Source organism: Pseudomonas sp. HP_08 (genome assembly GCF_055284095.1).
On record NZ_JBTOQC010000053.1, the window covers coordinates 58,632 to 81,144 of the forward strand.

Below are 22,513 nucleotides of genomic sequence, written 5' to 3' on the forward strand. Positions count from 1 at the left end.
AAACGCATGGTAAACCATCGGCTCATGCACAGATTTACAGCCTTGCGGGCTTTATCGCACCAATTGAAGGCAGTTTCTCTCGCCCGCCGGCTTGGCACTTTCAGGATCAAACGCCCGGTTTATGGGGCTTGAAGCGACATGGCACGGGCTCTGCATTGTTTGTAGCGAAACAGGTGCATCCGGCAACGTCGCCCCGATGACACCCTATAACCAGAACAGGCAAAGGCGCCTGGAACCGAAAGGTTCCGGGCGCCTTTTTTTTGCTTCAAAAAAACCTGATTGGCCTAGGCCGGGACTTGCTATGAACTCCACAGTCTTCCCTCATAACGATGTAAAAACGCTGATCGTCGTCGGTAACGGCATGGTCGGCCATCATTGCGTCGAGCAGTTGATTGCGGGCGGTGCACTTGAGCGCTACCGCATCCACGTGTTCGGCGAGGAAGCGCAACGGGCCTATGACCGCGTGCACCTGTCGGAATACTTCAGCGGCCGCGATGCCGAATCCCTGGCCATGAGCGAAGCGGCGCTGTACGAGCAAGCCGGCCTTACCCTGCATCTGGGCGTGCCGGTGCTGGAGATCGACCGCAGCCGCCGCGAAGTGATCACCGCCCACGGCAGCTTTGCCTACGACAAGCTGGTGCTGGCCACCGGTTCCTACCCGTTCGTGCCGCCGATCGAGGGCGCCGAGGGCGATTCAAAACTGGTGTACCGCACCCTGAGCGACCTGGACACCATCCGCGCTGCCGCCAGCAAGGCCAAACGCGGCGTGGTGGTCGGCGGTGGCCTGTTGGGCCTTGAGGCGGCCAACGCCCTGAAATCGCTGGGCCTTGAAGCCCATGTGGTGGAATTCGCGCCACGGCTGATGCCGGTGCAGCTCGACGAACTGGGCGGCGCCGCGCTCAAGGCGCGTATCGAGGCGCTGGGCGTGGGCGTGCATTTGTCGCGCGCCACGCAGTCGATCAGTGCCGGCAGCGAGTACCGCTACCGCATGAACTTTGCCGGCGAAGAATTCCTTGAGACCGACCTGATCGTGTTCTCCGCCGGCATCCGGCCGCAGGATGCCCTGGCTCGCCAGTGCGACCTGGAACTGGGCCCGCGCGGCGGGGTAAATATCAACGAGCATTGCCAGACCAGCGATGCCGATATTTTCGCCATCGGTGAGTGCGCGGCCTGGAACGGCAGCGTGTTCGGCCTGGTTGCGCCGGGTTACCAGATGGCCCGCAGCGTCGCCGCGCAGTTGTGCGAGCAGGACGCCGAGTCGTTCTTCGGTGCCGACATGTCGACCAAGCTCAAGCTGCTCGGCGTCGACGTCGGCTCCATCGGCGACGCCCACGGCGCACTGGCCGGCGCGGTCAGCTACCGCTACATCGACGAAGCCAGCGCCAGCTACCGCCGCCTTGTGGTCTCCGCCGATGGCAAGCAGGTGCTCGGCGCCGTGCTGGTCGGCGACAACAGCTACTACGACACCCTGCTGCAATACGCCCAGAACGGCATCGCCCTGCCCGCCGACCCGGCCAGCCTGATCCTGCCGCACAGCGACGGCGCGCCAGCGCTGGGTGCCGATGCCCTGCCCGCCACGGCGACCATTTGCTCGTGCCATAACGTCAGCAAGGGCTCGATCTGCGCGGCCATCGACGGCGGTTGCACGGACCTGGCCGGCATCAAATCCTGCACCAAGGCGGCCACCGGTTGCGGCGGTTGCGCGGCGTTGCTCAAGCAGGTGTTCGAGCACGAGCTGATCGCCCGCGGCGTCAGCGTCGACAAGAGCCTGTGCGAACACTTTGCCTACACCCGCCAAGAGCTGTACTCCATCGTGCGGGTCGAGAATATCGAAAGCTTCGAAGAGCTTTTGCACCACCACGGCAAGGGTGATCACGGCTGCGATATCTGCAAGCCGGTGGTCGGCTCGATCCTGGCGTCGTGCTGGAACCGGCCGATCACCGACCCGTTGCTGATTCCGCTGCAAGACACCAACGACACCTTCATGGCCAACATGCAGAAGAACGGCACCTACTCGGTGGTGCCGCGTATTCCGGGCGGTGAAGTGACGCCTGACGGCTTGATCGCGATTGGCGCGGTGGCCAAGAAATATGACCTGTACACCAAGATCACCGGCGGCCAGCGCATCGACCTGTTCGGCGCGCAACTGCACGAACTGCCAGACATCTGGAGCGAACTGATCGCCGCCGGCTTCGAGACCGGGCACGCCTACGGCAAATCCACGCGCACCGTTAAATCCTGCGTGGGCAGCACCTGGTGCCGGTATGGCGTGCAGGACAGCGTGGCCATGGCCTTGCGCATCGAGGACCGTTACAAGGGCCTGCGTTCGCCGCACAAACTCAAGTTCGCGGTCAGCGGCTGCACCCGCGAATGCGCCGAGGCGCAGAGCAAGGACGTCGGCATTATCGCCACCGAGAACGGCTGGAACCTGTACGTGTCGGGCAACGGCGGCATGCGCCCACGCCACGCCGAACTGTTCGCCACCGACCTGGATGACGAAACGCTGATCCGCTACATCGACCGCTTCCTGATGCTCTACATCCGCACCGCCGACAAGCTGCAACGTACCTCGGTGTGGCGCGAGTCGCTCGAAGGCGGGCTGGACTACCTGAAGGCGGTGATCATCGACGACAGCCTCGGCCTGGCCGCAGAGCTTGAATCGCAGATGCAACTGGTGGTCGACCGTTACGAATGCGAATGGGCCAACGCCCTCAAGGACCCGGAAAAGCTCAAGCGTTTCCGGACCTTCGTCAACGACAAGCGCCAGGACCCGGACGTGCATTTCGTTCGCGAACGCGAACAGCGTCGCCCGGCCCGCGCCGATGAACTCAACCTTATTCCGCTGTTCAAGGAGGTGGTGTGATGAGCCAGACCCACGTAGCGTTCGCCGAACAACCCCAAGCCGCTGCTGCCCCGCAACAATGGCAAACCCTGTGCGAGCGGCATGACCTGGTCGCCAACTCGGGTGTGGTGGCCTGGTTCAACGACCGGCAAGTGGCGCTGTTCTATCTGCCGGGCAACGAGCAGTCACTGTATGCCGTGGCCAACCGCGACCCGAAATCGGGCGCCAACGTCATCGGCCGCGGACTGCTGGGCAAGCTCGGTGGCGACCTGGTGATTGCCTCGCCGCTGTACAAGCAGCATTTTCGCTTGCACGACGGCAGTTGCCTGGAATACCCCGAGCAGAAGCTGGACGTGTGGCCGGTGCGCTTGAATGGTGACTGGGTCGAAATCGCGGCGTAGGCCTACGCCGATCTCGGCGGGGGGCGATTCCGGGAAGATGTAACTGCTCGTTACCCACTAAGGTTGCATTAAGGTTGGTTTCGCACAGTGGCGCCCCCTCTTATGCCGAGAGTGTTTTATGCGCTCTGCTTTGCTGATCTGCGGCTTGCTCGCGGTGTTTTTCGCCGCGTGGCAAAGCCATCCGCCCCATACCCTGGCGCCGTTTGTCCAGGCCAGCCAGCCCACCGATAAAACTGCGGCGACCGCGCAATACAGCAGCCGGTTTGTGTCCTCGCAGCTCAACGACTTCGTGCACTCATCCTCGGTGACGGCCTTGCCGGGCGGTGATCTGATGGCGGTGTGGTTCGCCGGCTCCCGCGAAGGCGCCGCCGATGTGCAGGTGCGCAGCGCACGGTATGACGCGCGCAGTGGCGAGTGGGGTGCCGAACAGGTGCTGGCCACACGCGAAAGCACACGCGACGGCACCCGGCGTCATATCCGCAAACTGGGCAACCCGGTGATCGCCCTGGCGCCGGACCAACGCTTGTGGATGTTTTATGTCTCGGTGTCGGTCGGCGGCTGGGCCACCAGCGCTATCAACGTGATGGTCTCCGATGACCTCGGGGCGAACTGGTCGGCGCCGTGGCAACTGGTGACTTCGCCGTTCTTCAACATCAGCACCCTGGTACGCGCCGCGCCGGTGTTTCATGCCGACGGCTCGATAGGCTTGCCGGTGTATCACGAGTTCATGGGCAAGTTTGCCGAGTACCTGTACTTGAGCGCCGACGGGGCGGTGATCGACAAATTCCGCATCAGCCGAGGCAAGCACTCGCTGCAACCGACCATCGTGCCGCTTGATGGCAAGCACGCCATTGCCATGCTGCGCTATGCCGGCGACACCCACCACCGGGTACTCGCCAGCCGTACCGAGGACGCGGGACAGACCTGGAGCGAGCCGTGGCCGCTGGAGCCGTCCAACCCCAATTCATCCCTGGCGGCGGTGGCCACCGAAGGCGATGGCTTGCTGGTTGCCCTTAATGACCTGCAAGACGGGCGCTTCAAGCTCAGCCTGTACGGCACTGACACCGGCCTGAGCCAGTGGCGCGCCGTGACGCAACTGGATGCATCGCCCGATCCGCTGGGCCAGCCGTTTTCCCCCGAGGCCTACAAGACCCTCATCGGCGAAGGCTTTCGCGCCTCCAGCGGCGCCCGGCGCCTGCCACTGGAACAGCGCTTTCTCAGCAGCCTCGATTATCGGGTGTGCAAACCGCGCGGCTGCGACTTCGAATACGAGTACCCGTATTTCAGCCGTAGCCCGGACGGCATGTACCACCTGGTGTACTCGTGGAATAACACCTTTATCAAACATGTCAGCTTCAACGAAGCCTGGCTGTCGGAGCGCCTCTGATGTTCGCCCTGTGGCAAGCCCATTTGAGTTTTGTACTGCTGGGGTTTACAGCGCTTTGCGCCCTGCGCTGCACGGCACCCTGGCGTCCATGGTTGCTGCCATTGCTGGTGGTGGTGAGTTTTATCCCGATCAACGAACTGCCGCTGGCCGCCTATGTGCGCAGCGTGACCGATGATCTGGCGATCAGCACGCTGGTGCTGCTGGCCTGGGTGGGGCTATGCCGGCTGGGCGTGCTGCAACCGGTCGAGGCTCGCCAGTATGCAAGCCTGGCGCTGCTGTTCGGTGCGTTGAGCCTGATTCTGTATCCCGCAACCCTGGGCCTGACGTACCTGGACCCGTACCGCTGGGGATTCAACCCTCGCCCCATGATTGTGCTGATCGGCGCGGTGGCGCTGCTGATGCTGCTACTGCGCAACACACTGGCGGCGTGGATGCTGGCGGCCGGCACTCTGGCCTTCGCCCTGCGGCTTAAAGCTTCGGAAAACTATTGGGATTACCTGCTGGACCCACTGTTGGCAGGGTACTGCCTGGTGAGCGGATTGCGGTTGATGCTCGGCGCCGCCTGGCGTCCTCTTTTGAAATGGCACAGAGGTCAATGATGGGTGCGTTGCAATCACGCCGCCTGCGCTACGGCGTGGGCGCGATCGGGATGGTCTGGCTGTTGCTCGCCAGCTTGCGGCTGGTGTTTGTGCTGGGGTTTTCCGGCGTTGATCTGCGCACGCCTGACCTGTGGCAAACCGTGGGCATTGGCCTGCGTTTCGACTTGCGCCTGACGCTGCTGATTCTGCTGCCACTGGCCGTAATCGCCTGGCTGCCACGCTGGAACCTGGTGACAGTGCCGGCGCTGCGCTGGCTGGCACGCGGCTATTTGTTTCTGGCTCTGGCCGGGATCGGGCTGGTGTACATCATCGACTTCGGCCACTACGCCTACCTGGGCGTACGCATCAACGCCACGGTGCTGCGTTATCTGCAAGACGCGCAGATTTCCCGCGACATGGTCTGGGAAACTTACCCGGTGCTATGGATCACGTTGAGCTGGCTGGCAGCGTCGATGCTCTGGACCTGCGCACTGGCTCGCCTTGAGCGCACGACCCTGGATCGCCCGCCTCAGGCAATCGGCACGCTGGCACTGACCTGCACCGCAGCGATCGCTGTTGTCGCGGTGCTGCTTGCGTTGCTAGGGCGCGTCGCCAATCTCAACCTGGAAAACCCGGTGCCGCTGCGCTGGAGCGATGCGTTCTTTTCCGGCAATAGCCAGGTGGCTGCCACAGGCCTCAACCCCGTGCTGTTCTTATACGACACGCTCAAGGTGGGCCAGTCGCAATTCGATGAAGCACAGGTGCGCAAGTATTACCCGCAAGTAGCGCATTACCTGGGGGTGAAACCGCCAGACGCAGACGCACTCGGCTTCGTGCGCGAGCAAGCGATACAACCTTACCGGCTGGCTACGGATCGCCCGCTGAATGTGATTTTCGTGATGCTCGAATCCCTCGGCACCAGCGCCGTCGGCGCCTATGGCAACCCGCTCAACCCCACGCCGAACCTGGACGCACTGGCCAAGCAGAGCTGGTTCTTCAAACACTTCTATGTGCCGGTCACCGGTACGGCAAAAACCGTGTGGGCCAGCATTACCGGCGTGCCCGACGTGACTCGTCAGGAAACCGCCACGCGCAACCCGTTGATCACCCGCCAGCACAGCCTGATCAATGCCTTCGAGGGCTACAAGAAGCTCTACATGATCGGCGGCAACGCCGGCTGGGCCAACATCAACGCCCTGATCCGTCAGAGCATCGATGGCGTGCAGCTCTACGATGAAAGCCACTGGCGCTCGCCACGGGTCGACGTTTGGGGCATCAGCGACCTGGACCTGTTCAAGGAAAGTGACCAACTGCTGCGCGCCTTGCCCAGGGACCAACCGTTCTTCGCCTACCTGCAAACCTCAGGTAACCATCGACCGTTCACCATCCCCAGGCACAACGACGGTTTCAAAGTCAGTGACCTGTCGCTCGAAGAGGTCCAGGCCGCCGGCTCACGCAGCGTCGAGCAGTACAACGCCGTGCGCCTGCTGGACTACAACATCGGTCGCTTGATGGAAATTGCCAAGGCAGGCGGCTACTACGACAACAGCATTTTTGTGTTTTTCGGCGACCACAACACCCGCATCAGCCAGATCCTGCATATGGCGCCGGCCTTCGAACAGCTGGGCCTGGAAAGCAATAATGTGCCGTTACTGATCCATGCACCCGGTCTGCAACCGCGGGTGATCGAAGAGGCCGTCGGCCTGGCCGACCTGTTGCCCACCGTCGCCGGCATGGCCGGCATTGCGTTCAGCAACGGCGGCATGGGCCGCGATATCCAGCAACCGGCGCCGGAAGGCGAGCGTGTCGTGCCGCTGGTCTTGCAGGAAGGTACTTTTCCGCTCATCGGCGGCGTTACCCGGCACTTTCTACTGCAAATGCAGCACGACGGCAGTTCGCCGACCCTGCACGATCTCGCCTCGCCCACCCCGCGGGACGACGTTGCCCGGCAGCATCCCGAGGAATTCAGCCGCTTGCAGGCGCTGACCCGTGGGCTGCATGAAAGCGCGCGCCTGATGCTGTATCGCAATGTCCGCCAGGACGTGGGCCTATAACTCTTGAGCCAGCACCACGCGCAACCCGGGTTGCGCGTCTTCGAGCAGCAGGCGGTAGCCGTGGGTTCTGGCCACCGCCGCGACGATGGCCAGCCCCAGTCCCGAGCCACTGGCCCTGGGTTCTTGCCGGCCTCGGGCAAAACGCTCCAGCACCGCCTGGCATTGGTCGTGCGCGATGCCGGGGCCGTTGTCCTGCACCTCGATACGGGTGCTTTGCCCGGCATGGCGCAGGCGTATCTGGATGCAGCCGCCTGACGGGGTGAATTTCACCGCGTTATCGAGCAGGTTCATCATCGCTTCGGCCAGCAGTTCACGGTCGGCCAGCAGCGGCGGCGCCTGTTCGATGTGCAGTTCAAGCGCGATGCCGGCCTCCTCGGCCACCGGCTGATAATCCTCGAACAACTGCGCAAGCAATGCGCCCGGCGCCAGCGTGGTCATGCACGCGCGGCGCGCCCGGCTGTCGATTTCGGCGACCCGTTGCAGGGCGCGAAAACGGCTCAGCAGGACATCGGCGGCCTCAAGGGATTTTTCCAGTCGCTGCCGGAGCGTGTCGTCGGGCGCCCGCTCCCAGTCCATCAAGGTGCGATGCAGCTGGGCGCGCAGTTTGTTCAGCGGCGTGCGCAGGTCATGGGCCACGTTGTCCTCGACGCTTTTCACCTCATCAAGCAAGCGCCCTACTTCACCGACCATGCGGTTGACCAGCGAAGACAACACATCCAGTTCATCGCCACGCCGGCTGACCGGCAAGCGCTGGCTGAAGTCGCCCTCGGCAATGCGCTGGCTGGCGAGTTGCACATTACGCACGCGGCGCAACGGGCCTGCGCCAAGCAGCAGCGCCAGCAACAGCCCGGCCAGCAGAATCAGGCAGGCGCTCCAGCCCAGCGAACGCAGCAGAATATCGCGCAGGCTGGCCAGGGTCCGCGCCTCGTAACCGACCACCAGAATCTGGCCATTGCCCAGACGCCGGGCGATGATCTTGGCGCCTTCGGCAAAGCGCGAGTCCGTCCACGGGTGCGGCTGGCCATCCAGCGCCATGCCTTCAGGCAACTCCTGCACCTGCCCGTAAAGCGGCTGGCCCTGAGCATCGAACAGGCCGTAACTGACCACGCCACGCAAGTCGCTCTGTTGCAGGCGCTCGATCTCGGCCGGCAGCGCTTCGGGGGCCGGGTACAATAACTGGCGCATTTCGCCGAGTACGATCTTGTCGCTCTGGCGCGACATATAGCCGGCAACCTGCCAGTAAATCAGGCCCACCAGCGTCATCGCGCCCAGCGACAACACCACGGCGTAGGTCAGGGTCAGGCGAAAGGCGGTGGTACGCGACAGCCGGGCGCGCACTCAACTGGCCTCGCCGCAGGCCAGCACATAGCCCGAACCGCGCAATGCGCTGACCGCCACCTGGCAACCCACCGCATCGAGCTTGCGGCGCAGGCGGGTCAGGTGCACGTCGATCAGTTTGGTGCCGGGGTCGAAGTGATAGCCCCACACCGACTCGAAGATCAGCGCGCGGGTGACCACGGCCTCGGCGTTGCGCATCAGAAACTCCAGCAGGCGGAACTCGGTGGCCGACAGGCCGACGCGCTGGTCCTTGCATAGCAACTCGCGGCTGAGCAGGTCCAGGCTCAGGTCGCCGACCTGCAACAGGGTTTCACGCTCGGGAGTCTCGGCATGCCGGCGCAGCAGCACCTCGATGCGGGTGGCCATTTCTTCGGACACGAACGGCTTGACCAGGTAATCGTCGCCGCCGGCGCGCAGGCCGCGAATGCGGTCGTCGACATCGGTCAGCGCGCTGATCATCAACACCGGCGTGCGAATGCCGGAACGGCGCAGGCGGGTAATCAGTTCCAGACCGTCAAGGCCCGGCAGCATGCGGTCCAGGGTAATGGCGTCGAAGCCGCCGTTGAGCGCCCGGTGCAGGCCCTTGATGCCATCGCTGGCGCACTCCACGGCAAACCCCACCCGGCTCAGTTCCGAGGCGATTTCCTGGGCCGTGTCGTGGTCGTCTTCGATGCACAAGACTCTTCGCATGGCGATTTCCTGTTGGGTTCAAGCCGGTCATGGTAACAAGCGCGGCCGCCGTAGACGCAAAACAGTGCCAGGCGCGCGTCGCAAAGTTAAATATTTGTAACCGTGCGACGGTGGTCCCTGGGCCGGAACCTGCAAAGTCGCGTGATATAACTAGCCCGACGCGAAACCAAGCCTCCGCCTGCGCGGTCGGAGTGCACTCACCAATAAATCGCGGCTTTCATACCATTAGATGGGTTTATGCCCGCCTGCCGTAAATGCCCGCCATCGATAAGCCACAAGGATCGATGGACGACCGGGCCATACCAATCAGGGGAATCATCGATGAATGCAACACAATGGAGCGCCATCGCGCTGGCCGTTTCGGCAGGACTGAGCCAGCTGGCGCAGGCCGAAACCATCGAAGACCAGGCCGAGGCCAAAGGCTTTGTCGAAGGCAGCAGCCTGTCTGTGCTGGCGCGCAACCAGTACTTCAATCGTGACCGTCAGGACGGCGCCAGCGATAACCGCGACTGGACCCAGGGCTTCATCGGTACATTCAGCTCGGGCTTCACCGAAGGCACTGTCGGTGTCGGCGTAGACGCCTTCGGCCACTTCGGCATCAAGCTCGACGCCCAGGAAGGCGACAGTGGCACCGGTAACCTGCAGCGTGACAGCGATGGCAAGGCACAAGACAGCTTCGGCAGCGCCGGTGCCGCACTCAAGCTGCGCCTGTCCAAGACCCAATTGCGCTACGGCAACATGCAGCCACTCGCGCCGGTGTTTGCCGTGGGCGGCACCCGCCTGCTACCGCAGACCGCCACCGGCTTCGACCTCAAGAGCAGCGAGATCGAAGGCCTGGACCTGGAAGCCGGCCGCTTCACCAGCACCAACAGCAACGTGACCACCAACCAGGATCACGAGATCTACGCGCTGTACGCCAACGTCACTGCACGGCGCGCAACCTATGCCGGCGGCGTTTACCAGATCACCCCGAACTGGACCGCCAGCCTGTACGGCTCGCAGTTCGAGGATGTCTGGAACCAGTACTACGCCAACACCAACTATGTGCTGGCCCTGAGCGACGATCAGTCGCTGACCTTCGATGCCAACCTGTACCGCACGCTGGACGAAGGCCAGTCCAAGGCCGGCTCGATCAACAACACCACCGCCTCGCTGTCGGCCACCTATGCGTTCCTGGCCGCCCACTCGATCACCCTGTCGGTGCAGAAAGTCCATGGCGATACGCCGTTCGACTATCTGGGCGTGGGCAACAACGGCAACGGCGAAGGCGGCGACTCGGTGTTCCTGGCCAACTCGGTGCAGTGGTCGGACTTCAACGGCCCGAACGAGAAATCCTTCGGCATCCGTTACAACATCGACATGACCACCTATGGCGTACCCGGCCTGAGCTTCATGGCCCGCCACCTGCGCGGCTACGACGTCGACGGCAGCAAGGTCTCGGCCGACAGCGCCTACGCAGGCCTGTATGGCGAAGACGGCAAGCACAACGAAACCGACATCGAAGCCAAGTACGTGGTCCAGACCGGCCCGGCCAAGGACCTGTCGTTCCGTATCCGCCAGGCCTTCCACCGCGCCAACACCGACCAGGGCGAGGGCGACCTGTCCGAATTCCGCCTGATCGTCGACTACCCGATCACCGTACTTTAACCCCCCCGTAGGAGCGCGCTCGCCCGCGACCGAGTGCGCCAGCGCTCGCAAAATGTCGGAAACGCTGAAAATTTACGACTGCTAACGCAGCCGGTCGCGGGCGAGCGCGCTCCTACAGAGCCGGTAGCAGGCATTACTGTATACCCATACAGATAAAACTTGATCTACAAGGCCGGCGTAAAGCATCCTGTCGGCCTCGACCGCCTTGAAGAATGATCCCGGCCATGCGCCTGTATCTCTGCGAAAAACCTTCCCAAGCCAAAGACATCGCCGCCGTGCTGGGTGCAACCCGGCGTGGCGATGGCTGCTGGGTCGGGCCTTCGGCCACGGTGACCTGGTGCATTGGCCACCTGCTCGAAACCGCGCCGCCGGATGCCTACGACGCCCGTTATAAACGCTGGGTGCTGCAAGACCTGCCCATCGTGCCGGGTACCTGGAAGATGCAGGTCAAGCCCAAGACCGCCAGCCAGTACAAGGCCGTCAAGCGCCTGCTGGGTGAAGCCGGTGAGCTGGTGATTGCCACCGACGCCGACCGCGAAGGCGAGATGATTGCCCGTGAGCTGGTCGAACATTGCCGCTATCGCGGGCCGATCCAGCGCCTGTGGCTGTCGGCACTCGACGACGCTTCGATTCGCAAGGCACTGGCGGCGCTCAAGCCCGGCGCCGAAACCTTCAGCCTCTATCATTCAGCGCTGGGCCGCTCACGCGCCGACTGGCTGATCGGCATGAACATGAGCCGGCTGTTCACCCTGCTCGGTCGCCAGTCCGGCTATCAGGGTGTGTTGCCGGTGGGCCGGGTGCAAACCCCGACGTTGCGCCTGGTGGTGGACCGCGACCGCAGCATCGCCGACTTTGTGCCGGTGCCGTACTGGACCATCGAGGTCGGCCTGCGCCATGACGGGCAGAACTTCACCGCCCACTGGCGCGCACCAGCCGATGCCTGCGACGAGCAGGATCGCTGCCTGAACCAGCCACTGGCGCAACAGGCGGCCAACGACATGCAGCAGGTCGGCACGGCCACGGCGGTCGCGGTGCGCACCGAGCGGATGCGTGAAGCCGCGCCCCTGCCCTTCGACCTCGGCACGCTGCAGGAAATCTGCTCGAAGAAGCTGGGCCTCGGCGCTCAGGAAACCCTGGACACCGCCCAGGCGCTGTACGAAACCCACAAGCTGATCACCTACCCGCGCAGCGATTGCGGCTATCTGCCCAACAGCCAGCATGGCGAAGCCCGCGGCATTATCGCCGCCCTGCTCCAGGCTGACCCGAGCCTGCAAGCCCTGCACGGGCATCTGGACCCGCAACGCCGCTCGCGGGCCTGGAACGACGGCAAGATCACCGCTCACCACGGCATCATTCCCACCGCCGCCGCGCATAACCTGTCGCGCCTGAGCGGCAAGCTGCGTGCGGTGTACACCCTGATTCGCGCCCGCTACCTGGCGCAGTTTCTGCCCAACCACGAATACGACCGCACCCAGGCCGATTTCGATTGCGCCGGCCACGCCCTGCGCGCGGTCGGTAAACGCATTGTCGAAACCGGCTGGAAACGCGCCCTGCCAGAAGCGCTGGCGCCGGCCAAAGGCAAAGAGGCCGCGCCGCCGCAAGACCTGCCGGCGCTGCACAAAGGTTGCGTGTGCCCGATCACGGGCCTGCAACTCAAGGACCTGTGGACCCAGCCGCCCAAGCCCTACACCGAAGGCGACCTGATCAAGGCGATGAAAAACGTTGCCCGGCTGGTGCAGGACCCGTTGCTCAAGCAGAAGCTCAAGGACACCACCGGCATCGGCACCGAAGCCACTCGCGCCGGCATCGTTCAGGGCCTGCTCGATCGCGGTTATCTGGCCAAGCACGGCAAGGCGCTGGCGGCCACCGCGGCGGCCTTCAGCCTGATCGACGCGGTGCCGCGCGCCATTGCCGATCCCGGCACCACGGCCATCTGGGAACAGGCGCTGGACATGGTGCAAAGCGGTGAAATGAGCCTGGAAGAGTTCGTCGCCAAGCAGGCGGCATGGATGAGCAAACAGGTCGAGCGCTGCCAGGGCCTGCGCCTGAACCTGCAAGGCATGCCGGCGCCCGCTGGCGGCACACCGTGGAAAAAGTCGCGCAAGGGCACGGCCAAGCGCAAGCCGGCCTCGACATCGGCCCGCACTGCCAAGGCCCCAACCGCAACGGCCGGAAAAACCACCAAGACGCGGCGCGCCCCACGCAAACCGCCGGCCTGACACGCCCAGCCTCGATCACTCGCGAAAGCTGTCCGCGCTCAGGCCAAAGCGCTGCAGCTTGTTGTACAGCCCGCCCCGCGAGACGCCCAGGCGCTGGGCGGTCAGGCGCATGTTGCCGCCGGTGTCACGCAGCGCCTGGATGATTGCGTTCATCTGCTGGCCTTCCAGATCCAGCGTCGCACCGGGCAACGGCCCATGGGCGGTGATTACACGGCGCGGCCCTGGCAGCAGTTCCAGCGGCAGGTCACCCGGCTGAATCTGCTCGTGCAGGGCCAGGTTGGTCGCGCGTTCCAGAATGTTTTCCAGCTCACGAACATTGCCAGGCCAGGCATGCGCCTCAAGCATTTCCAGCGCTGCCGGGGCGATGTCGCGCACATCCTTGCGCAGCGACTGGGCGACGCGGGCCAGAAAGTGCCGGGCCAGCAGCGCAATGTCGTCGCGGCGCATGCGCAGCGGCGGCACCGTGAGGTTAAGCACATTAAGCCGGTAATACAGGTCCTCGCGAAAGGCGCCATCGGCCACCGCCTGGCTCAGGTTGCGGTGGGTCGCGGCAATGATGCGCACATCGACACGCTGGGATTTCTTCGCCCCGACCCGGGTCACCTCGCCTTCCTGAAGCACGCGCAACAGGCTGACCTGCGCGTCGAAGGCCATGTCGCCGATTTCATCGAGAAAGATGGTGCCGCCGTCGGCCAGTTCAAACTTGCCCGCCGAGCCGCCGCGTGCGGCACCGGTGAACGCACCTTCGACATGCCCGAACAATTCGCTTTGCACCAGCTCGCGCGGAATGGCCCCGCAATTGACCGCCACGAATGGCCCATGGCTGCGCGGGCTGGCACTGTGAATCGCCTGCGCGAACAGCTCCTTGCCGGTGCCGCTCTCGCCCAGAATCAGAGTGGTCGAGTCGCTGCGGCTGGCGATGCGCGCCAGACGCATGGCGTCCTGCATCACTTGCGAGCGCCCTTGGATGCTGTCGAAGGTGTAGCGGGCGCGGCTGCCGATCAAGCGTTGGGTGATCTCGCGGATGCGCCGGTTTTCACGCAGCGAAACAATCTGCCCGCCTTGCGCCAGTTGGCACACCGAGACCAGACAGGCCAGCGAGCTGCCATCCGCCAGTTGAAAGGTGCAATCCAGGTCGCGCAGCCCGTCCGGGTCGCGCAGCAGCCGCTCGTAACCGGGCTCGCTGCGGCCCAGTTGCCGGAACGGTGAGCCCAGCAATGCCTCGTCGACCTTGAATAATTGCCGGGCGTAGCGGTTGAGCGCCTTGATCCGGCCTTGGCCGTCGAGCACCACCAGGCCTTCGTTGAGCACTTCCAGTACCGTGCGCTGCTCGCTCAGCAGCGCTTGCAGCGACAGCTGCCGCGACACCGCTTCGGCGGCGGCCTGCACGGTGCCCAGGGTATGAAAATGAAACCAGCCGGGCTCTGCCGTCAGGGTCAGGATCGCCCGGGTCAGGCCCTGGCTGTCGCGGATCGGCGCGGCGGCGCAATGCATGCGCCGGTCACGCAGGCCACTGGCGAAATTTTCTTCGGCCAGCACATAGACCAGCCGGTCTTCATTCAGCGCCAGCCCGGTGCAGTTGGTGCCTTGCAACGACTCCAGCAGGCGGCTGCCGACCGGGGTGATGTCCAGTCCGCAAAAGTGCAGGGTCGTGCCGTGCGCGTCAGTGAGGTTGATATGCCCGCGCGGGTTGTAGGCCAGCAAACCCTGCATGACCTGCGCTGCCGTGCTGATCAGCTCATGGTGCGCCTGCAGGGTCGCGGCCAGGTGTTCAGTGCTGACGAAGCGATAGCCGCCACCCTGCGGATCAATGCCGGCCTCGACGCAGCGCAGCCAGGAAGCCCAGATCAGCGGACGCACCGAGGCTGGACGCTCGCGCAGGCCTGCCTGGCAGGCTTGCCAGGCGTGTTGCAACGCAGGAATCGGACCCTCGCTCAAGGCGCCGGCGCCCAGTGAGGTCATGTAATCGAGGTCCTGGGCATCGAGCGTCATCAGCGGAAATTCGGTCATGCCAACCAGCCTTTCAATGTCTATTTTTTATACATGTCATTGTAGACATGTCATCCAGACAAACACTCTCAGTCTGTTTAATTAATTAAATATCGTTAAATATCAACAACTTGAAAAATGGCACACGCCTTGCTCCTGCTTATACGCGGCCTGAATTTCGAGGCCCGCCACTCACAATAAAAAAGGAGCTACACCATGAACACGCAAAAGACTCTGCGCCTAGGCCTGATCGGTGCCGGCCGCATGGGCAGCTTTCATGCCCTGACCGCTGCCCGCCATATTCCCGGTGCCGTTCTGGCGGCGATTGCCGACCCGACACCTGGCCAGGCGGCAAAACTGGCCGCCCAGCTGGGCGTGGACAAGGTCTATACCGACCCGCAGCAACTGATCCTCGATCCCGAGATCGATGGCGTATTGATCGCCTCGCCGGCCCGTACCCACGCCGAACTGGTGATCAGCGCGGCCGGTGCCGGCAAGGGCATCTTTTGCGAGAAACCGATGGCCATCAACCTCGAAGAAGCCGATCGCGCCATCGACGCCGCGCAGCAGGCGGGGGTGGTGTTGCAGGTCGGCTTCAACCGTCGCTTCGCTGCCAGCTTTCATCAGGCGCACCAGGACGTGGTGGCCGGGCGGATCGGCACGCCACAGCTGTTGCGCTCGCTGACCCGCGACCCGGCCTTGAATAACCCGGCCGCCTCGCCGCAGTGGGTGATCTTTCTGGAAACCCTGATTCACGATTTCGACACCCTCAACTACCTCAACCCCGGCGCGCGGGCGGTGGAGGTCAGTGTCATGGCCGATGCGCTGATCGCACCGCAATTCAAGGACAAGGGCTTGCTCGACACCGCGCTGGTGAGCATTCGTTACGACAACGGCGCACTGGCCAGTGCCGAGGCCAGCTTTCAGGCGGTGTATGGCTACGATGTGCGCGGCGAGGTGTTCGGCAGCGCCGGCATGCTGAGCATGGGCGACATCCATCACTCAGACCTGCGCCGCTACACCGCCGAGGGCAGCAGCGCCGACACCCTGCGCCTGGACACCGACCTGCTGCGCGATGCCTACATTGCCGAACTCAATCACTTTGCCGATTGCCTGCGCAGCGGCAACACGCCAAAGGCCACCGGCGTTGATGCCCGCGCCGCGCTGGTGATCGCCCGGGCCTGTATCGAGTCGTTCCAGCAAGGCCAGCCGGTACGCCTGCAAGGAGAGCGCGCATGAGCCATTGCCCGTTCAAACTGGCGGTCAGCGCAGAAATGCTGTTTCTCGACCTGCCGCTCGTAGAGCGGGTCCGGCGTATCCATGCGCTGGGCCTGAGCGTCGAGATCTGGAACTGGACCACCAAGGACATCGCAGCCCTCGCCGCCACCGGCGCGGACTTTACCTCGATGACCGGCTATATCGCCGGCAACCTCACCGAGCCCGAGGGCATTGCCAGCCTGCTGGACAGCGCCCGCGAGTCGCTGCACATCGCCGGGCAGCTCAACTGCCCGAGCCTGAACCTGCACGGCACCGGGCTGGACGGCAAAGGCCTGCCGGTGCGCCCCGTAGAGATCGTGACCGGACGCATGTGGCTCAGCGCCTGCAAAACCCTGGAAAAGATTGCCCGCCTTGGCGAAGAGGCCGGCAAGGTGTTTTTGCTGGAAAACCTCAACACCGCCGTCGACCATCCCGGCACGCCTTTCGCCCGCGCCGAGGACACCCTGGCGCTGATCGAGGCGGTCGGCAGCCCGCACCTGAAACTCAACCTGGACCTGTATCACGCACAGATCGGCGAAGGTAACCTGATCGAGCTGATCCAGCGTGCCGGCAGCGCCATCGGCGAAATCCAGGTGGCCGATGTGCCGGGCCGCAAGGAGCCTGGCACGGGCGAGATTCACTATCCGGCCATTGCCCGTGCGTTGCATGAGCAGGGTTATCGCGGCGTGATCGGCCTCGAAGGCTGGGCCTCGGGCGACTCGCTGCTGGCCATCGAGCGCTTTCGCAACGCGTTTACCCTTGAGTGACAAGGACCACGCGGCGTTCGCGCCGCCGTTTTGATGCCCATAACAACCATAACAACAACAGGAAAACATCATGCGCCTCAGCCGACTGCTTGGTTTCACCGCCGCCACCCTGGCTGGCTGCCTGACCCTCACCACCGCTGCCCTGGCCGACTACCGTATCGGCGTCAGCATCGCGCGGGTCGACGATAACTTCATGACCTATGTGCGCAACGGCCTCAACGACGCGGCGAAAAAGGCCGGCGTGACGTTGCAGGTCGAAGATGCCCAGGGCGATGTGGTACGCCAGCTCAATCAGGTTCAGGGCTTTCTGAGCCAGAAGGTCGACGCGATCATCGTCCTGCCGGGGGGCGCCCCCCCCCCCCCCCCCCCCCTCCCCCCCGGGGGGGGGGGGCCCCCCCGCCACCCCGCTGGTCTATGTCAACCGTCGCCCGGACCAGGCCGTGCTGCCCAAGGGCATCGTTGCCGTGGCCTCTCGCGATGAAGAGGCCGGTCAATTGCAGATGCGTTATCTGGCCGAGAAGATGGGCGGCAAGGGCAACCTGGCGATCATCATGGGCGACCTGGCGCAAAACGCCACGCAGGGCCGTACCGAGGGTGTGAAGCAGGTGCTCAAGGATTATCCGGGCATCAAAATCGTCGAGCAGCAAAGCGCCGAATGGCAACGCAGCCGAAGCATGGATTTGACCAGCAACTGGATTCTGGCTGGTTCACAGATCGACGCCATCGTCGCCAACAACGACGAAATGGCCATCGGCGCGGCCATGGCCTTGCAGCAGTCCGGCAAGGCCAAAGGCAGCGTGCCGGTGGTCGGTATCGACGGCCTGCCCGATGGCCTGGCCGCGATCAAGCGCGGTCAACTGGCCGCCTCGGTGTTTCAGGACCCGACCGCGCAAGCCAGCGGCGCCATGCAGGCGGCGCTGAAGATGATCAAGGGCGAGCCGGTGGACAGCGATGTATGGGTGCCTTACCAGCTCATCACCCCTGAACAGGTGCCGACGTTCGAACAGCATTTCAAGTAAGTGCCCGACAGTGGCGGCCAATTATTCATGGCACACTGGCCGCCCTTTTTGATACCTGACAGCCCCGCCATGTCCATGACCAAGCGCGAACAGGCGCACCTTGACCGCCGCCTGATCCAGACCCTGACCGAAGCCTGCGAAAGCGCCAAGGCCGAAATACAAGGTTTCGAGTGGCTGACCCACCGCGTCGACTACGCCAGATTAGCCGCCAGCCTGCGGGTCATCTGGGTGTTCGATAGCGAAGCCAGCCGGCTGGCGGCGCTGGCAGCCGGCCAGGGGCAGCGAATGGTCGACTTTACCGCCATGGCCCTGGCCGAGGCCGGCCTGCGGCTTGCCGCCGTGGACCAGCACGTGGTCTTCGACAGCGAAGAAGCCGCGCGTTACACCAGATAACGCTTGAACCACGCCAGCGTCCGCTCCCACGCCAATGTCGCCGCCGCTTCGTCGTAACGCGGGGTGGAGTCGTTGTGGAAGCCGTGGTTGGCGCCTTTGTAGATATACGCCTCGTAGGTGGTGCCCGCCGCCTTGAGCGCTTGCTCATACGCGGGCCAGCCTTCGTTGATGCGCGTATCGAGTTCGCCGTAGTGAATCTGCACCGGCGCCTTGATGCGCGGCACATCTTCAGCCTTGGCCTGGCGACCATAGAACGACACCGCCGCGCCCAGTTCCGGGTAGGCCACGGCGGCGGCATTGGCCACACCGCCGCCGTAGCAGAATCCGGTGATGCCGACCTTGCCGGTCGTGGCGTCATGCGCCATCAGCCATTCCAGCGCTGCAAAGAAATCGTTGAGGAGTTTCTCCGGATTGACCTGCTGTTGCAGCTCGCGGCCCTTGTCGTCGTTACCCGGATAACCACCGACCGAACTCAGCCCGTCCGGGGCCAGGGCGATAAAACCGGCCTTGGCCACGCGCCGGGCGACATCCTCGATGTACGGGTTCAGGCCACGGTTTTCATGAACCACCACCACACCCGGCAATTTGCCGCTGGCCTTGGCCGGGCGCACCAGGTAACCGCGCACCTGGCCATGGCCTTTGGGCGATGGGTAGGTCACGTATTCGGCAACGATGTCCGGGTCGGTGAACGCCACCTGCTCGGCCAGGGCATAGTCGGGGCTCAGCGCCGCCAGCACGGCGGTGGCGGTCAGCCCGCCAAGGGTGAATTTCGCCGCGCGGTCGATGAATTCACGGCGATTGATCTGGCCATGGGCGTAGAAGTCGTAGAGTTCCAGCAGCTCGGGGGCGAAGTCTTTGGCGGTGAGACGTTCCATCAATGCGCATCCTGTCGGGTCGGTGGGGTCGTATGGGGTCGTGTGGGGTCTTGCGGAGTGTTACCGCATTGAAACATAGCCTACCGCCCGGCAAAACACGCCTGTGCCGCAAAGACAAATGGCGCCTCGACCGGCAGCGTGGTGTAGCGCCGGATCATCTGCCGGTACTGCGCATCCGGGTCCAGGTCCGCCAGGGCTTCGGGCCAGATCGCCTTGGCCAGGTAGTGCAGGCCGACGACATTGAACACGCTGTTATAGAACTGATGATGCAGGCCCGCGATACAGGCATCGGGGCCTGCCGCCACCGATGAAAAGCCGCGCCGCGCCATCAACTGTTGCATGTGCTGGATAATCGGCTGCGGCGCGGCGTCATAGCCGAAGCCGATGGCCGCCACGCCGTTGCGCAGGCGCTGGGTGCCGGTCATCAGGTAGACATCGGGCCGCGCGCGGATCAGGGTTTCCAGTGCCACGCTGCCCGAGCGGCTGCGCAAATAGCGGCTGCCTACATTGTCGGCGCCCAGTGCCTGGATCATCAAACCCCAGGCGGTGTTGCCTTGGGTATGACAGCACTCCTGATTGCCGGCCTGGCCTGCGCGCACCTCGATGAACACCCGGCGCGCTGGCAGGCGGCGGGTACGCTGTTGCAGGCTGGCCAGTTGCTGGCGGTAGTCGTGCACAAACTCGCCGGCACGCGCCTCTTGATCCAGCACCTGACCGAGCAGTTCGACACTGCGCGGCACATTGACCAGCGGATCGGCCTCGGTGTCGACATACACCAGCGGGATGTCGAGGCGCTTGAGCACGCTGGAAAGCACGGTGTTTTCGATGGCCGCACGCAACTCGATGCGCGCCACGATCAGATCGGGATGACGGCGCAGAATGGCTTCGATGTCCACCTGGCTGCTGGTGAATTGCACCTCTGGAATCTGCAGGGCATGCGGCCAGCGCCTGGCCACTTGCCGCCAAAGGCTGGGGTCGGAGTTTTCCAGGGCGTTGTTCCAGGCGCTGATCCGCACCAGCGGTTGCTCACGCTCCAGTAGCGCCAGCAGCAACAGATCGTTGCTGTCTTGCAGCACGATGCGTTGCGGCGCCGCCTTGATCAGCACGCTGCGCCCGGCCACGTCCACCACCGTGCGTGGGTACGCGGCCGCCAGAACCGGCAGGCTCAGCAGCCAGACGATCAGCAGCACGCCATACTTCATGCGCCCTGCCCCTCGTGCAACGGAGCCTCCAGCGGACCGTCGACAGCGATCTGCAACCGGCCCTGGCTGCAACGCTCGACCCGCGCCCTGACCTTGTAAACCCGGGCCAGCATGTCCTCGCTCAGCACCTGCGACACCAGGCCCGCGCCATACAGCCGCCCGGCCTCGATCACCACCATCTGGTCGGCCCAGCGCGCGGCCAGGCTCAGGTCATGCAGGACCACCAGCACGGTGCGCCCCTGCTCGGTCAGACGCCGGACCATGCGCATCACATCGTCCTGGTGACGCAGGTCCAGCGCGCTGGTGGGCTCATCGAGCAACAACAGGTGCGGGTCGCGAATCACCGCCTGGGCCAGGCTGACCATTTGCCGCTGGCCGCCGGATAAACGCTCCAGCGGGTGCAGCGCCAGGTCGCTGATGCCCAGTTGCGCCAGCACCTGCCAGGCCTTGGCCTGCTGCTCTCTGGCGCCCAGCCGGGCGATGGCCGGATCGCCGCCGCGCAAGGCGCCGAGCAGGGTTTCCAGCACACTCAAGGCCACGCCTTCGGGCAGCGCTTGCGGCATGAAGCCCACCCGTTGCGAGCGCGCCAGGCGCCCGCAACGCAGCAAATCCAGATCGCCAAGCTGCATGTGCCCATCGGCCTTGAGCAACCCGGCCAGGGCGCGCAGCAGCGTGGACTTGCCGGCCCCGTTCGGCCCGACCAGCGCCACCAGGCTGCCGGGCGCGATGTCGGGCAGGTCGATGGCGTGCAGCACCTGGTGGCGGCGGTAATGCACATTGAGGCCTTTGACGGTGAGGTTCATGTGCGCCCCCGCTTGAAGATCAGGCTCATGAACAACGGCACGCCGACCAGCGCGGTAACGATGCCCACCGGCAGGATCACGCCGGGAATCAGTTGCTTGCTGGCAATCGCCGACAGCGACATCACCAGCGCACCCATCAGCGCACTGACCGGCAGGAAAAAGCGGTGGTCTTCGCCGATCAGCAGGCGTGCGATGTGTGGCCCGACCAGGCCGATAAAACCGATGGTGCCGACGAACGCCACGGCCGTAGCGGCCAGCAGGCTGATGCGCAGCAAGGCGAAAAAGCGCAGGCGGTTGACGTCGATGCCCAAAGTGGCGGCGCGTTCGTCGCCCAGACGCAGCGTGGTCATCGGCCAGGCCGCGCGCAGGCTGAACGGCAGCACCAGCAACACCACCAGGCCCAGCGTTTGCACCGCCTCCCAGCTGGCACGGTTAAGGCTGCCCATGCTCCAGAACACCAGTTGCTGCAAGGCATCGGCCGAGGCCACGTATTGCAGCATGGCCACCAGCGCATTGAAGCTGAACACCAGCGCAATGCCGAACAGCACCAGGGTCTGCACGCCGCCAGTGAAACTGGCCACCGCTTGCAGCAGCAACACCGAGGCGAAGGCAAACACAAAGGCATTGCCGGTCACCAGCCAGTTGTCCGGCACGCCGGGGATACCGATCTGCAACACGATCGCCAGTGCCGCGCCCAGCGAGGCGGCCGACGATACGCCGAGGGTAAAGGGGCTGGCCAGCGGGTTGTTGAGGATGGTCTGCATCTCGGCCCCGGCCAGCGACAACGCCACCCCGACCAACACCGCCATCAGCGCGAACGGCAGGCGCAGTTCCTGAATGATGACCAAGGTGTCGGCATCCAGCGCCTCGGGGTTGAACAGTGCCTGCAAGACTTCAGTGGCTGAAAAGCTCGAAACACCCAGTGCGATGTCGGCGATCAGGCTGGCGATCACCAGCAGTGTCAGGACCAGGCACACGGCCAGGCGTTTGCGCAGGATGCGCCGGTACGCCAGGTACAAACCCTCGGCGTCATTGAGCGGCAAGGCCATGGC

The 22,513-nt window shown here is 64.2% G+C and carries 17 protein-coding genes and 1 pseudogene; 11 read left to right on the forward strand and 7 right to left on the reverse strand.

Going from position 1 to position 22,513, the window contains the following annotated elements; genetic code table 11:
- Positions 1-301 precede the first annotated feature (301 nt).
- The 5 genes from nirB (at position 302) to ACYAS9_RS29320 (ending at position 7,262) form a co-directional block, all read left to right on the forward strand.
- Positions 302-2,863: a nitrite reductase large subunit NirB gene (gene nirB, locus ACYAS9_RS29300; RefSeq protein WP_463572001.1), complete on the forward strand. Its 2,562-nt coding sequence runs from the start codon at positions 302-304 to the stop codon at positions 2,861-2,863.
- Positions 2,863-3,243 (forward strand): nitrite reductase small subunit NirD, encoded by a 381-nt coding sequence (nirD, locus tag ACYAS9_RS29305; protein ID WP_463572002.1) that lies wholly within the window; start codon positions 2,863-2,865, stop codon positions 3,241-3,243. The genes nirB and nirD overlap by 1 nt, the downstream gene beginning before the upstream one ends.
- Positions 3,244-3,361: 118 nt before the next feature.
- Positions 3,362-4,630 (forward strand): sialidase family protein, encoded by a 1,269-nt coding sequence (locus tag ACYAS9_RS29310; RefSeq protein ID WP_463572003.1) that lies wholly within the window; start codon positions 3,362-3,364, stop codon positions 4,628-4,630.
- Positions 4,630-5,229, forward strand: a complete 600-nt coding sequence (locus ACYAS9_RS29315) for a hypothetical protein (protein WP_463572004.1) — start codon at positions 4,630-4,632, stop codon at positions 5,227-5,229. The genes ACYAS9_RS29310 and ACYAS9_RS29315 overlap by 1 nt, the downstream gene beginning before the upstream one ends.
- A complete protein-coding gene (locus ACYAS9_RS29320) occupies positions 5,229-7,262 on the forward strand; it encodes an LTA synthase family protein (RefSeq protein ID WP_463572005.1) in 2,034 nt (677 codons plus the stop codon). The genes ACYAS9_RS29315 and ACYAS9_RS29320 overlap by 1 nt, the downstream gene beginning before the upstream one ends.
- Here the strand turns inward: ACYAS9_RS29320 and ACYAS9_RS29325 are convergent.
- Both ACYAS9_RS29325 and ACYAS9_RS29330 read right to left on the reverse strand, forming a co-directional pair.
- On the reverse strand, positions 7,257-8,600 hold the full coding sequence (locus ACYAS9_RS29325) for a sensor histidine kinase (RefSeq protein WP_463572006.1): 1,344 nt from the start codon (positions 8,598-8,600) through the stop codon (positions 7,257-7,259). The two genes, ACYAS9_RS29320 and ACYAS9_RS29325, sit on opposite strands and share 6 nt — an antisense overlap.
- Positions 8,601-9,290, reverse strand: a complete 690-nt coding sequence (locus ACYAS9_RS29330; RefSeq protein ID WP_463572007.1) for a response regulator transcription factor — start codon at positions 9,288-9,290, stop codon at positions 8,601-8,603. It lies immediately after the preceding gene.
- Between the two features lie 321 nt (positions 9,291-9,611).
- Here ACYAS9_RS29330 and ACYAS9_RS29335 point away from each other — a divergent pair, with 321 nt between their 5' ends.
- Both ACYAS9_RS29335 and ACYAS9_RS29340 read left to right on the forward strand, forming a co-directional pair.
- Complete coding sequence (locus ACYAS9_RS29335; RefSeq protein WP_463572008.1) at positions 9,612-10,937, forward strand: OprD family porin; 1,326 nt, start codon at positions 9,612-9,614, stop codon at positions 10,935-10,937.
- A 224-nt stretch (positions 10,938-11,161) separates the two neighbouring features.
- Complete coding sequence (locus ACYAS9_RS29340) at positions 11,162-13,156, forward strand: DNA topoisomerase III (RefSeq protein ID WP_463572009.1); 1,995 nt, start codon at positions 11,162-11,164, stop codon at positions 13,154-13,156.
- A gap of 15 nt (positions 13,157-13,171) precedes the next feature.
- Here the strand turns inward: ACYAS9_RS29340 and ACYAS9_RS29345 are convergent, their stop codons facing one another.
- Positions 13,172-15,166: a sigma-54 interaction domain-containing protein gene (locus ACYAS9_RS29345; protein WP_463572010.1), complete on the reverse strand. Its 1,995-nt coding sequence runs from the start codon at positions 15,164-15,166 to the stop codon at positions 13,172-13,174.
- Between the two features lie 195 nt (positions 15,167-15,361).
- Between ACYAS9_RS29345 and ACYAS9_RS29350 the strand changes: the two genes are divergently transcribed.
- The 4 genes and pseudogenes from ACYAS9_RS29350 (at position 15,362) to ACYAS9_RS29365 (ending at position 18,581) form a co-directional block, all read left to right on the forward strand.
- Positions 15,362-16,384 (forward strand): Gfo/Idh/MocA family oxidoreductase, encoded by a 1,023-nt coding sequence (locus ACYAS9_RS29350; protein ID WP_463572011.1) that lies wholly within the window; start codon positions 15,362-15,364, stop codon positions 16,382-16,384.
- Positions 16,381-17,169, forward strand: coding sequence for a TIM barrel protein (locus ACYAS9_RS29355; RefSeq protein WP_463572012.1), 789 nt, complete (start codon positions 16,381-16,383; stop codon positions 17,167-17,169). The genes ACYAS9_RS29350 and ACYAS9_RS29355 overlap by 4 nt, the downstream gene beginning before the upstream one ends.
- Positions 17,170-17,239: 70 nt before the next feature.
- Positions 17,240-18,188, forward strand: a pseudogene (locus tag ACYAS9_RS29360) (substrate-binding domain-containing protein).
- Positions 18,189-18,257: 69 nt separating this feature from the next.
- Entirely contained in the window at positions 18,258-18,581 is a 324-nt protein-coding gene (locus tag ACYAS9_RS29365; RefSeq protein WP_463572013.1) for a hypothetical protein, read from the forward strand.
- On the opposite strand, the gene yghX is transcribed toward ACYAS9_RS29365, so the two are convergent.
- The 4 genes from yghX to ACYAS9_RS29385 all read right to left on the reverse strand — a co-directional run bounded on the left by yghX (position 18,569) and on the right by ACYAS9_RS29385 (position 22,510).
- Positions 18,569-19,456, reverse strand: coding sequence for a YghX family hydrolase (gene yghX / locus ACYAS9_RS29370; RefSeq protein ID WP_463572014.1), 888 nt, complete (start codon positions 19,454-19,456; stop codon positions 18,569-18,571). The two genes, ACYAS9_RS29365 and yghX, sit on opposite strands and share 13 nt — an antisense overlap.
- A gap of 80 nt (positions 19,457-19,536) precedes the next feature.
- Positions 19,537-20,658: an ABC transporter substrate-binding protein gene (locus ACYAS9_RS29375; RefSeq protein WP_463572015.1), complete on the reverse strand. Its 1,122-nt coding sequence runs from the start codon at positions 20,656-20,658 to the stop codon at positions 19,537-19,539.
- Positions 20,655-21,461 carry an ABC transporter ATP-binding protein gene (locus ACYAS9_RS29380; protein WP_463572016.1) on the reverse strand — a complete coding sequence of 269 codons (807 nt, stop codon included), beginning with the start codon at positions 21,459-21,461 and terminating at the stop codon, positions 20,655-20,657. The genes ACYAS9_RS29375 and ACYAS9_RS29380 overlap by 4 nt, the downstream gene beginning before the upstream one ends.
- Positions 21,458-22,510, reverse strand: a complete 1,053-nt coding sequence (locus ACYAS9_RS29385) for a FecCD family ABC transporter permease (protein ID WP_463572017.1) — start codon at positions 22,508-22,510, stop codon at positions 21,458-21,460. Before ACYAS9_RS29385 ends, ACYAS9_RS29380 begins: the two co-directional genes overlap by 4 nt.
- Positions 22,511-22,513 lie beyond the last annotated feature (3 nt).